Here is a 12,342-nt window from a genome sequence, read left to right on the forward strand (position 1 = left end):
CACCAGCAGTATTGTATATATACCCAGCTTTTTGGCGGATGGCGCTGCGCTTATCCGCCCAACACACTTTTACGCGGCGGTGCCAATGGACGTTTCTTACCTGCTCGAAAGCCTTAATGATAAACAGCGCGAAGCGGTGGCTGCGCCACGTAGCAACATGCTGGTGCTGGCGGGAGCGGGGAGCGGCAAAACCCGCGTGCTGGTGCACCGTATCGCCTGGCTGCTGAGCGTAGAGAATAATTCACCCTATTCCATTATGGCCGTTACCTTCACCAATAAGGCGGCGGCGGAAATGCGCCACCGTATCGGTCAGTTAATGGGAACCACGCAGGGCGGGATGTGGGTCGGCACCTTCCACGGTCTGGCGCACCGTCTGCTGCGCGCGCACCATATGGACGCCAACCTGCCGCAGGATTTCCAGATCCTCGACAGCGAAGATCAGCTGCGCCTGCTCAAGCGCCTTATTAAAGCGATGAACCTTGACGAGAAGCAGTGGCCGCCGCGTCAGGCAATGTGGTACATCAACAGCCAGAAAGACGAAGGGCTGCGTCCGCACCATATTCAGAGCTACGGCAACCCGGTGGAGCAGACCTGGCAGAAGGTTTACCAGGCCTATCAGGAAGCGTGCGATCGCGCAGGGCTGGTGGATTTTGCCGAACTGCTGCTGCGCGCGCACGAGCTGTGGCTCAACAAGCCGCATATCCTTCAGCACTACCGCGAACGTTTTACCAATATCCTGGTGGACGAATTCCAGGATACCAACAACATCCAGTACGCGTGGATCCGTCTGCTGGCAGGCGATACCGGCAAAGTGATGATCGTCGGCGATGATGACCAGTCTATTTACGGCTGGCGTGGAGCGCAGGTAGAGAACATCCAGCGTTTCCTCAAGGATTTCCCGGGCGCGGAAACCATTCGTCTGGAGCAGAATTACCGCTCGACCAGCAACATCCTCAGCGCGGCGAACACCCTGATTGAAAACAACAATGGCCGTCTGGGGAAAAAGCTGTGGACCGATGGCATTGATGGCGAACCGATTTCACTGTATTGCGCGTTTAATGAGCTGGATGAAGCGCGTTTTGTCGTTAACCGCATCAAAACCTGGCAGGACAACGGCGGGGCGCTGGAACAGTGCGCCATTCTCTATCGCAGCAACGCCCAGTCGCGCGTGCTGGAAGAGGCGCTGTTGCAGGCCAGTATGCCGTACCGTATTTATGGCGGTATGCGCTTCTTCGAACGTCAGGAAATTAAAGATGCGCTCTCCTATCTGCGCCTGATCGCCAATCGTAATGATGATGCGGCGTTTGAGCGCGTGGTGAACACCCCGACGCGCGGTATTGGCGATCGCACGCTGGACGTTGTGCGCCAGACCTCGCGCGACCGTCAGTTAACCTTGTGGCAGGCGTGCCGCGAGCTGTTGCAGGAGAAAGCGCTGGCTGGCCGCGCCGCAAGCGCCCTGCAACGCTTTATCGAGCTAATTGACGCGCTGGCTCAGGAAACGGCAGATATGCCGCTGCATGTTCAGACCGATCGGGTGATTAAAGACTCGGGTCTGCGCATGATGTACGAGCAGGAAAAAGGCGAGAAAGGCCAGACGCGTATTGAGAACTTAGAAGAACTGGTGACGGCGACGCGCCAGTTCAGCTACAACGAAGAAGATGAAGACCTGATGCCGTTGCAGGCGTTTCTCTCTCACGCCGCGCTGGAAGCGGGCGAAGGGCAGGCGGATACGTGGCAGGATGCGGTTCAACTGATGACCTTGCACTCGGCGAAAGGGCTGGAGTTTCCGCAGGTGTTCATCGTCGGCATGGAAGAGGGGATGTTCCCCAGCCAGATGTCGCTGGATGAAGGCGGGCGCCTTGAAGAAGAGCGTCGCCTGGCCTACGTCGGCGTAACCCGCGCGATGCAGAAGCTGACGTTGACCTATGCGGAAACTCGCCGTCTGTATGGCAAAGAGGTCTACCACCGCCCGTCGCGCTTTATCGGCGAATTGCCGGAAGACTGTGTGGAAGAAGTGCGGCTGCGTGCCACGGTCAGTCGTCCGGTGAGTCACCAGCGGATGGGAACCCCGATGGCGGAAAACGACACCGGGTACAAGCTGGGACAGCGCGTGCGTCACCCGAAATTCGGTGAAGGCACGATCGTCAATCTGGAAGGCAGCGGTGAACATACCCGGTTGCAAATCGCGTTTCAGGGGCAGGGCATTAAATGGTTTGTTGCTTCTTATGTTCAATTCGAAAATGCGTAACTTTCAGAAAAATATCATTATTTTGTAATAATCTGCTAGCCTTATACGCTGAAGGGCAATAATTGTTCTTCAGCGTTTCGTTGCGTGTTGACGTCAAATTTTTGCTGGCGTAACATGCGCGCACGATTACGCTAAGAGGACATTCGCCTTGGACACACCCAGTAGATGCTGGCTCATTATCCTGTCATTCAGGATCAACTCCTAAGGCTATCCCTTTTTGCTGATAGCCTTAGCGGTTGTCAGCGACCTTCTCTTTTTCCCGTCGCGCTGAGTCAGGCTGTTTAATGGTCTGAAACCCAATTTGTTTCTGTGTGCCCACCCGAACTGTCCGATATTTTTAAGCATTGGGAGTCCCGGTCATGCTGAGCGCATTTCAACTGGAAAATAATCGACTGACCCGGCTGGAAGTCGAAGAGTCACAAACCCTGATTGATGCCGTATGGGTCGATTTGGTCGAACCGGACGACGACGAGCGACTGCGCGTACAATCTGAACTGGGCCAAAGCCTGGCGACACGTCCTGAACTGGAAGACATCGAAGCATCCGCGCGTTTCTTTGAAGACGAAGACGGGCTGCACATCCACTCCTTTTTCTTTTTCGAAGATGCGGAAGACCACGCCGGTAACTCCACGGTAGCATTCACCATTCGCGATGGCCGCCTGTTTACGCTGCGTGAGCGCGAACTGCCCGCTTTCCGCTTGTACCGTATGCGCGCCCGTAACCAGGCGATGGTGGACGGCAATGCCTATGAATTACTGCTCGACCTGTTTGAAACCAAAATCGAACAGCTGGCGGATGAAATTGAAAACATCTACAGCGATCTGGAAGAACTAAGCCGCGTGATCATGGAAGGGCATCAGGGCGATGAATATGACGAAGCGCTCTCCACGCTGGCAGAGCTGGAAGATATCGGCTGGAAAGTTCGCTTATGTCTGATGGATACCCAGCGCGCGCTTAACTTCCTGGTGCGCAAGGCGCGTCTTCCGGGGGGGCAACTGGAGCAGGCGCGTGAGATTCTGCGCGATATCGAGTCCCTGCTGCCGCACAACGAATCCCTGTTCCAGAAGGTGAACTTCCTGATGCAGGCGGCGATGGGCTTCATCAACATCGAGCAGAACCGCATTATCAAGATCTTCTCGGTGGTATCCGTGGTGTTCCTGCCGCCGACGCTGGTGGCGTCCAGCTATGGGATGAACTTTGAGTTTATGCCGGAGCTGAAGTGGAGCTTTGGTTACCCTGGCGCGATTATCTTTATGATCCTTGCGGGTCTGGCGCCGTATTTGTACTTCAAGCGTAAGAACTGGCTGTAATATTGCGCCCGGTGGTGCGTCGCTTACCGGGCCTACTGATCCGTAGGCCGGATAAGCGACGCGCCATCGGCACGCTTTTATCCTCGAACTTTGCGTCTTTGTGTATAAATCGCATCCATCACAAAAATCGCCAGCGCCACCCAAATAAAGGCAAACGTCACCATCTTATCGGCGCCCGGTATTTCTCCATAGAACGTCACGGCCAGCAGGAACATCAGGGTTGGGCCAATGTACTGGAAAAAACCCAGCGTGGAGAGGCGCAGGCGCGTCGCCGCCCCGGTAAAGCACAGCAGCGGTACCGTGGTGACGATACCTGCCGCAATCAGCAACAGATTCAGTGACAGCGGATTCTGCCCCATATGGCTGGTTGGGCTATCCGCGATGCCAAACAGATAAATCGCGGCGACCGGCAATAGCCACAGCGTTTCGATCAGCATCCCCGTTTGTGCTTCAACCGCAATCTTCTTACGTACCAGGCCGTAAAACGCAAAGCTAAACGCCAGCCCCAGTGCGATGACCGGCAGAGAGCCGAAGGTCCAGAGCTGCACCAGTACGCCGCAGGCCGCCAGAATCACCGCCAGCCACTGCATACGACGGAAGCGCTCGCCGAGGAACAGCATTCCCAGCAGAATGTTAACCAGCGGGTTAATAAAATACCCGAGGCTGGCTTCCAGCATATGGTGGTTATTGACCGCCCAGATAAAGAGCAGCCAGTTTCCACCGATCAGCACGGCTGACAGCGCCAGCATGAAAATTTTCTTCGGCGTTTGCAGCAGTGTTTTAACGCCAGACCACTGGCGGCTGATGCTCATCAGCGCGATCATAAAGAAAAATGACCAGATCACGCGGTGCGTCAGGATCTCGTCTGCGGGCACGTAGTAAATCAGTTTGAAGTACGCGGGTGCGATGCCCCAAATAAAATAGGCGGCAAGAGCGAGTAACACGCCCTGCCGCGTTTGCTTAGCATCCATCGGGAAAACTCATATCAGAAATGTAACAACAGTTTACCTGTTTTTATCCCACCATATAAGTTGCGGTCGCACTGGCAATGTAAAGCTGTTCTTCGTTGTGCAGTTCCACACGCGCCACAGCAACTTTATTGCCCGCGCGCAACAGGCTGCTGGTGGCGGTAAAGCGGTTGCCTCTGCCCGGGCGCAGGTAGTCAACGCGCAGATCGATAGTTCCCATACGCGACATGCGCTGGCGTAGCTCGTCTTCGCTGATGGTCTCATGGCGGGTCAGCGTGCTGCCCACGCACACCAGTCCGGCGGCGACGTCCAGCGCGGAGGCGATCACTCCGCCGTGTAAAATACTTTGCGCCCAGTTGCCTACCATCATCGGCTGATTGTTAAAGGCCAGTTGGGCAAACTCCTTTTCATAGCGTTCCAGCTCCAGTCCTAATGCCCGGTTAAAAGGCATATGGTAAACAAACATCTCGCCCACCAGTTTCAGGGCCTGCTCAGCGGTAAGTACGGAAGAGATACGATCCAGACACTCCATTGGTTAATGAAATGTTGATATTATGCTTCTTATTTGTTGTTTTCTACTTTAAGAGAGGATAACTAAACAGGGATTAAGTAAGTATGTAGAATGGCTGGCAGATAATTATACCATTCAACACTTATTGCGTTCAGGAGAACACGACCGATGCGGGCGATTTTGGGTTGGTTATTACCAGCAGCAATGATGCCATTGGCTGTATATGCGCAGGAAGCGACAGTGAAAGAAATTCATGACGCGCCTGCGGTACAGGGCAGTATTATCGCAAACATGTTGCAGGTGCATGATAATCCCTTCACGCTTTATCCTTATGATACGAACTACCTGATCTACACCAATACCAGCGATCTGAACAAAGAAGCGATCAGCTCTTATAACTGGTCTGAAAACGCGCGCAAAGACGAAGTGAAGTTTCAGCTGAGCCTGGCCTTCCCGTTCTGGCGTGGGATTGTTGGGCCAAACTCGGTGCTGGGGGCGTCGTACACGCAGAAATCCTGGTGGCAGTTGTCCAACAGCGAAGAGTCCTCGCCGTTTCGTGAGACTAACTACGAACCGCAGTTGTTCCTCGGCTTTGCCACGGATTACCACTTTGCAGGCTGGACGCTGCGCGATGTGGAGATGGGGTATAACCATAACTCCAACGGGCGTTCCGATCCGACTTCGCGGAGCTGGAACCGCCTGTATACGCGTCTGATGGCGCAAAACGGTAACTGGCTGATGGAAGTGAAACCGTGGTACGTCGTTGGCGGCACCGGCGATAACCCCGATATCACTAAATATATGGGCTACTATCAGCTTAAAATCGGCTATCACCTGGGAGATGCGGTGCTGAGTGCGAAGGGCCAGTACAACTGGAATACCGGTTACGGCGGGGCGGAAGTGGGGTTAAGTTACCCGATGACGAAACATGTGCGTCTCTATACCCAGGTATACAGTGGCTATGGCGAATCGTTAATCGACTATAACTTTAATCAGACGCGTGTCGGCGTGGGTGTTATGCTGAATGACATATTCTGATCTGCGCAATGATTGTGTTTAAAACATTGCAGTTTCTTTCGCAGGCGCTGAAAATAGCGCCTGTTTTTATTTCAGGCAAACGGGGTTAATGTGGCGCAGGCGGAAGTGTTGAATCTGGAATTGGGGGCTAAACAGGTTTTACAGGAAACCTTTGGCTACCAACAGTTTCGCCCAGGCCAGGAAGAGATCATTGAGACGGTCGTCTCGGGTCGTGATTGCCTGGTCGTCATGCCGACCGGCGGCGGCAAATCCCTGTGTTACCAGATTCCAGCCTTACTGCTTAACGGACTCACCGTTGTCGTTTCGCCGCTTATCTCCCTGATGAAAGATCAGGTCGACCAGTTGCTGGCAAACGGCGTGGCGGCGGCGTGCCTGAACTCGACGCAGAGCCGTGAACAGCAGCATGAGGTGATGGCCGGTTGCCGAACCGGGCAGGTTCGCCTGCTGTATATTGCGCCGGAGCGCCTGATGCTGGATAACTTCCTTGAGCATCTGGCGCACTGGAATCCGGTCTTACTGGCCGTCGATGAAGCGCACTGTATCTCGCAGTGGGGGCATGACTTCCGCCCGGAATACGCCGCGCTCGGTCAGCTCCGCCAGCGTTTTCCTTCCCTGCCGTTTATGGCGTTGACCGCCACCGCAGATGACACCACCCGACTGGATATTGTTCGCCTGTTGGGGCTGAACGATCCGTTAATCCAGATCAGCAGCTTTGACCGTCCGAACATCCGCTATATGCTGATGGAGAAATTTAAGCCGCTCGATCAGCTGATGCGCTATGTGCAGGAACAGCGCGGCAAGTCCGGTATCATCTACTGTAACAGCCGGGCGAAGGTGGAGGACACCGCCGCACGTCTGCAAAGTCGCGGCATCAGCGCGGCGGCGTATCATGCCGGTCTGGAAAATAACGTGCGCGCCGATGTGCAGGAGAAGTTCCAGCGCGACGATCTGCAAATCGTCGTGGCGACCGTCGCATTTGGTATGGGCATTAACAAACCTAACGTGCGCTTTGTGGTGCATTTCGATATTCCCCGCAACATTGAATCCTACTATCAGGAAACCGGCCGCGCCGGGCGTGACGGCCTGCCCGCAGAGGCGATGCTGTTCTACGATCCGGCTGATATGGCGTGGCTGCGCCGCTGTCTGGAGGAGAAACCCGCCGGGCAGCTACAGGATATTGAACGGCATAAGCTGAACGCGATGGGGGCGTTTGCCGAAGCGCAGACCTGTCGTCGTCTGGTGCTGCTGAACTACTTTGGCGAAGGGCGGCAGGAACCCTGCGGCAACTGCGATATTTGCCTCGACCCGCCAAAACAGTACGACGGCCTGATGGATGCGCGTAAAGCCCTGTCGACGATTTATCGCGTTAATCAGCGTTTTGGTATGGGCTATGTGGTGGAAGTATTGCGCGGCGCGAACAATCAGCGTATCCGCGATTTAGCGCATGACAAATTGCCGGTGTACGGCATTGGTCGCGATCAGAGCCATGAGCACTGGGTCAGCGTGATTCGTCAGCTTATTCATCTGGGTATGGTTACGCAGAATATTGCCCAACATTCGGCGTTGCAGTTAACCGAAGCGGCGCGTCCGGTGCTGCGTGGCGAAGTGCCGTTGCAGCTTGCCGTGCCGCGTATCGTCGCGTTGAAGCCGCGAGTGATGCAGAAATCCTTCGGCGGCAATTACGATCGCAAACTGTTCGCCAAACTGCGCAAATTGCGTAAGGCCATTGCCGATGAAGAGAATATCCCGCCGTATGTCGTCTTTAACGATGCGACGCTGATTGAAATGGCCGAACAGATGCCGGTTTCGCCGAGCGAAATGCTGAGCGTTAACGGCGTCGGCATGCGCAAACTGGAGCGTTTCGGTAAAGAGTTTATGGCGCTGATCCGCGCGCATGTCGATGGTGACGACGAAGAGTAGTCAGCCAGGTAAAAAAGTGCCAGGATGGTGACTCGGTAAACTATTCCCCCGCGAGTCATTTTTATGTTGATGCTATTTCTCACCGTGGCGATGGTGCATATCGTTGCGTTAATGAGTCCTGGACCGGACTTTTTCTTTGTCTCTCAAACCGCCGTGAGCCGCTCGCGCAAGGAAGCAATGATGGGCGTGCTGGGCATTACCTGCGGCGTCATGGTTTGGGCGGGCGTTGCGTTGCTCGGCCTGCATCTGATTATCGAGAAAATGGCCTGGCTGCATACCATCATTATGGTGGGTGGTGGTTTGTACCTGTGCTGGATGGGCTATCAGATGCTGCGTGGCGCGCTGAAAAAACAGGACGTCGCCGCGCCTGCGCCGCAGATTGAACTGGCGCAAAGCGGTCGTAGCTTTGTGAAAGGTTTGCTGACGAACCTGGCGAACCCGAAAGCGATCATCTATTTCGGATCGGTCTTTTCACTGTTCGTTGGCGATAACGTCGGCGTAGCTGCGCGCTGGGGTATTTTCGCGTTGATTATCGTGGAAACGCTGGCCTGGTTTACCGTGGTCGCCAGCCTGTTCGCGCTACCGAAAATGCGTCGCGGTTATCAGCGCCTGGCGAAGTGGATCGACGGTTTTGCCGGTGCGTTGTTTGCCGGTTTCGGCATTCACCTGATTATTTCGCGTTAAGCCTGTTACCCGCCGGAGGCCTCCGCGCGGGTAATGCTCTTTAATTCTGGAGTTGCCGCAATTCATCCTGTGAAAGACCGGTCATTTCCATAATTGCTTCGATTTCAAAACCTCGCTTTAGTATTGCTTTTGCGACATCTAACAGGGCAATGTGTTTGCCCTCTTCCCGAAGTTGCTCCGCTATTGTCATCAGTTTTTCTCCATGCTGCGGCACGCGCTGTGCCAGCTCATACAGTAATGTTCGAACATCTTGCGTATTCCCTGCCTGCACCATGTAGTTTACCAGCACGGTTATTTGTTGTCCGCTCATCTCCTTTAGCATAAACAGATGAGTCAGTTTATCCAGCAACAACACCATATCACGCTGGCGGATGTGTTTTTGCACCAGCGTCAGCGCGGCCATACTACGATGCTGCATAATCTCATCATCAGGTATGACCGTAATATCTACCAGTGGAAACGCATTGCTGTACAGCTTCCGGGCAGCATCCGCATCGTCAAAGTGATCCAGCCAGTTCATGGCGCCTTTATAGGGACTTTGTTGTCCATGATAAAAGAGCACTGGGATAACCAGCGGTAGAGTTTTGTAGCCAGCTTGCAGGTGTTGGTGCATTGCCGCCACGGCATAGCGCATCAAGCGAAACGACATAAGTTTGTCAGGTGAGCTTTGATGTTCAATCAGGACATGTACATAGCCACGACCGCTGGTGGTTTCCAGAGAATACAGAATGTCGCTGAAATAAGGGCGAAGATCATCTTCTACAAAGTTACCGGGTTCCAGGCGAAGCGTATCCAGTTTGCAAATCTCAAGTAATGAGGGCGGCAGGTGGATTTTAATAAAATCCCGCGCGGTCTCCACGCAGGAAAGGAAAGTTTTAAAAACCGCATCATGTGGAGTTGTCGCTTCCGCCATCGTTATCATCCATGAATAAGAGAGTCCGGCGGTATTCTGGCACTGGCGTCAGCAACGCAATAGCATGATAAAAAATAATTTTCTTTGTTTGCGACCTTTCCCGAAAGGCCAGGTTCAGGCGCTCATATGATTAACATTATGTTGCGAGCGCTATTCCAGTTTCTCAGGCATGCCTTGCGGACGCCAGTAGCGCACCCACCAGCATAAACAGCGAACCAAATACCTTATTCAACGCCTTCATTTGCTTCGGCCCTTTAATCCAGCCTGCGATACGTGTCGCCAGCGTCGCGTAACCGATCATCACAATGATATCAACGACAATGGTTGTGATGCCGAGCACGACGTACTGCATCAGCTGCGGCTCCTGCGGCTTGATAAACTGCGGAAATAGCGCGGCGAGAAAAACAATGCTCTTTGGGTTGGTCAGGTTTACAAATACCGCGCGCCTGAACAGACGGCTTCGGGACTGTGCGTGCGCCAGCGTGTTGAGATCGATAGCGCCTGCGGCACGCCATTGCTGGATACCCAGCCAGATCAGATAAGCGGCGCCCGCCCATTTCAGGACTTCGAATGCGACGACGGAACGTGAAAACAGCGTCCCCAGGCCCACGCCAACCAGTACGATGTGAATGCCAAGCCCGGTCTGCAAACCCGCAATAGACGCCGTTGCGCCGCGATAGCCGTGGCTGATTGCCGTGGTCATGGTATTGATGGCGCCGGAGCCGGGAGAAAGGCTCAAAATAATGGATGTCAGCAGATAAGCGAACCACCATTCGAAGGTCATGAGGAACTCCCTGATTGTCTGTTTTTATGCCACAATACCCTACTGTCGCTGTATTGTGTCAGGCATCATAAAGAAAACGATTTTTACCTGGTAAACGAGGCTGGATACCCGATGTTTCAGCAGCAAAAGGACTGGGAAACGAGAGAAAACGCGTTCGCTGCTTTTTCTATGGGGCCACTGACAGATTTCTGGCGTCAGCGGGAAGAAGCAGAATTCACGGGCGTGGACGACGTTCCCGTACACTTTGTCCGCTTTCACGCAAAGAAAAACGATCGTGTCATCGTCATCTGTCCAGGTCGCATTGAAAGCTACGTAAAGTATGCCGAACTGGCGTATGACCTGTTCCATCTTGGTTTTGATGTCCTCATCATCGACCACCGTGGGCAAGGGCGCTCCGGGCGTTTGCTGTCGGATACGCACCGTGGTCATGTGGTCAATTTTAACGATTATGTCGATGACTTAACCGCATTCTGGCAGCAGGAAGTGCAATCGGGGCCGTGGCGGAAACGCTACATTCTGGCGCACTCTATGGGGGGCGCTATCGCCACGCTGTTCCTGCAACGCAACGCCGTCCAGTGTGATGCCATCGCGCTTTGCGCGCCGATGTTTGGTATCGTGATGCGCTTACCGGAATGGATGGTGCGCCACATTCTTGACTGGGCCGAGGGGCATCAGCGAATCCGTGAAGGGTATGCCATTGGCACCGGGCGCTGGCGAGCGCTGCCCTTTAGTATGAATGTGCTAACGCACAGTCGGCAGCGCTATCGGCGCAATTTACGTTTCTATGCCGATGAACCCCGGCTGCGCGTCGGGGGGCCGACTTACCACTGGGTGCGTGAAGGTATTCTGGCCGGTGAGCAGGCTCTGGTGGGGGCGGGTGATGACGCAACCCCTGTGCTACTCGTTCAGGCTGAAGAAGAGCGTGTGGTGGATAACCGCGCGCATGACCGTTTTTGTGAAATCCGCGCCGCAGCGGGCCATCCCGTAGAGGGAGAGCGACCGCTTGTCATAAAAGGCGCGTACCATGAGATCCTTTTTGAAAAGGACGCAATGCGCTCAGTCGCGCTTAACGCCATTGTCGAATTTTTCGACAGGCATAACTAATTCATCCAGCGGAAACCGCTTTGCCTTGAGGTTTAATTTTCTTATGTATCAGGTTGTTGCGTCTGATTTAGATGGTACGCTGCTCTCTCCCGATCACACGTTGTCCCCTTACGCGAAAGAGACGCTGAAATTATTGACCGCCTGTGGCGTGAATTTTGTGTTCGCGACTGGCCGCCACCACGTCGATGTGGGGCAAATCCGCGATAATCTTGAGATTAAGTCTTACATGATTACCTCCAACGGCGCGCGCGTGCATGACACCGATGGGAACCTGGTGTTCACCCACAACCTTGACCGCGACATCGCCAGCGATCTGTTTGGCGTAGTGAATGCAAGCCCGGATATCGTGACTAACGTCTATCGCGATGACGAGTGGTTTATGAACCGCCACCGCCCGGATGAAATGCGTTTCTTCAAAGAAGCAGTATTTCACTATTCGCTGTTCGAACCGGCGATGCTGGAGCCTGAAGGGGTCAGCAAAGTGTTCTTCACCAGCGATGCGCATGAAAAACTACTGCCGCTGGAGCAGGCGATTAACGCACGTTGGGGCGATCGCGTGAACGTCAGTTTCTCTACGCTGACCTGTCTGGAAGTGATGGCGGGAGGCGTGTCGAAAGGGCATGCGCTGGAAGCCGTCTCGAAAGCGATGGGTTACAAATTGCAGGATTGCATTGCGTTTGGCGATGGTATGAACGACGCGGAAATGCTCTCGATGGCGGGGAAAGGCTGCATTATGGGCAATGCCCATCAGCGCCTGAAAGATCTGCATCCGGGCCTGGAAATCATTGGCATCAATGCCGACGATGCCGTACCGCATTATCTGCGTAAGCTCTTTTTGCGGTAATGCGATTGCTCTTTAGTT

At 54.2% G+C, this 12,342-nt stretch carries 11 protein-coding genes and 1 pseudogene; 8 read left to right on the forward strand and 4 right to left on the reverse strand.

The window, feature by feature from the left end:
- The first annotated feature begins 85 nt into the window (after positions 1-85).
- From uvrD to corA, 3 genes are all read left to right on the forward strand, one after another.
- Positions 86-2,248 carry a DNA helicase II gene (gene uvrD, locus OGV82_RS06665; protein WP_012131158.1) on the forward strand — a complete coding sequence of 721 codons (2,163 nt, stop codon included), beginning with the start codon at positions 86-88 and terminating at the stop codon, positions 2,246-2,248.
- 148 nt (positions 2,249-2,396) lie between these two features.
- Positions 2,397-2,453: a YsgD/CorL family protein gene (gene ysgD, locus OGV82_RS06670; protein ID WP_213164972.1), complete on the forward strand. Its 57-nt coding sequence runs from the start codon at positions 2,397-2,399 to the stop codon at positions 2,451-2,453.
- 154 nt (positions 2,454-2,607) lie between these two features.
- Complete coding sequence (gene corA, locus OGV82_RS06675; RefSeq protein ID WP_012131160.1) at positions 2,608-3,558, forward strand: magnesium/cobalt transporter CorA; 951 nt, start codon at positions 2,608-2,610, stop codon at positions 3,556-3,558.
- Between the two features lie 77 nt (positions 3,559-3,635).
- Here the strand turns inward: corA and rarD are convergent, their stop codons facing one another.
- Both rarD and yigI read right to left on the reverse strand, forming a co-directional pair.
- Positions 3,636-4,529 (reverse strand): EamA family transporter RarD, encoded by an 894-nt coding sequence (gene rarD, locus OGV82_RS06680; protein WP_047459986.1) that lies wholly within the window; start codon positions 4,527-4,529, stop codon positions 3,636-3,638.
- 43 nt (positions 4,530-4,572) lie between these two features.
- Positions 4,573-5,040: an acyl-CoA thioesterase YigI gene (yigI, locus tag OGV82_RS06685; protein ID WP_024130101.1), complete on the reverse strand. Its 468-nt coding sequence runs from the start codon at positions 5,038-5,040 to the stop codon at positions 4,573-4,575.
- A 165-nt stretch (positions 5,041-5,205) separates the two neighbouring features.
- Here yigI and pldA point away from each other — a divergent pair, with 165 nt between their 5' ends.
- The 3 genes from pldA to rhtC all read left to right on the forward strand — a co-directional run bounded on the left by pldA (position 5,206) and on the right by rhtC (position 8,679).
- Positions 5,206-6,075, forward strand: a complete 870-nt coding sequence (gene pldA / locus OGV82_RS06690; RefSeq protein WP_047459983.1) for a phospholipase A — start codon at positions 5,206-5,208, stop codon at positions 6,073-6,075.
- A 90-nt stretch (positions 6,076-6,165) separates the two neighbouring features.
- Positions 6,166-7,995, forward strand: coding sequence for an ATP-dependent DNA helicase RecQ (recQ, locus tag OGV82_RS06695; protein ID WP_012131164.1), 1,830 nt, complete (start codon positions 6,166-6,168; stop codon positions 7,993-7,995).
- A gap of 63 nt (positions 7,996-8,058) precedes the next feature.
- The gene (gene rhtC / locus OGV82_RS06700) at positions 8,059-8,679 is read left to right on the forward strand and encodes a threonine export protein RhtC (RefSeq protein ID WP_012131165.1); all 621 of its coding nucleotides are present in this window, start codon (positions 8,059-8,061) and stop codon (positions 8,677-8,679) included.
- A 40-nt stretch (positions 8,680-8,719) separates the two neighbouring features.
- Here rhtC and OGV82_RS06705 read toward each other — a convergent pair whose 3' ends face one another.
- Positions 8,720-9,598, reverse strand: a complete 879-nt coding sequence (locus OGV82_RS06705) for an Rpn family recombination-promoting nuclease/putative transposase (RefSeq protein ID WP_502873742.1) — start codon at positions 9,596-9,598, stop codon at positions 8,720-8,722.
- A gap of 157 nt (positions 9,599-9,755) precedes the next feature.
- On the reverse strand, positions 9,756-10,376 hold the full coding sequence (rhtB, locus tag OGV82_RS06710) for a homoserine/homoserine lactone efflux protein (protein WP_047459975.1): 621 nt from the start codon (positions 10,374-10,376) through the stop codon (positions 9,756-9,758).
- Between the two features lie 111 nt (positions 10,377-10,487).
- Here rhtB and pldB point away from each other — a divergent pair.
- Positions 10,488-11,477 (forward strand): annotated as a pseudogene (gene pldB / locus OGV82_RS06715) (lysophospholipase L2); the annotation flags it as partial.
- A gap of 46 nt (positions 11,478-11,523) precedes the next feature.
- A complete protein-coding gene (gene yigL, locus OGV82_RS06720) occupies positions 11,524-12,324 on the forward strand; it encodes a sugar/pyridoxal phosphate phosphatase YigL (protein WP_012131170.1) in 801 nt (266 codons plus the stop codon).
- The last annotated feature ends 18 nt before the right edge of the window (positions 12,325-12,342 follow it).

Source organism: Citrobacter sp. CK191, from assembly GCF_030333435.1.
In the GTDB taxonomy this organism is placed as follows: domain Bacteria; phylum Pseudomonadota; class Gammaproteobacteria; order Enterobacterales; family Enterobacteriaceae; genus Citrobacter_B; species Citrobacter_B koseri.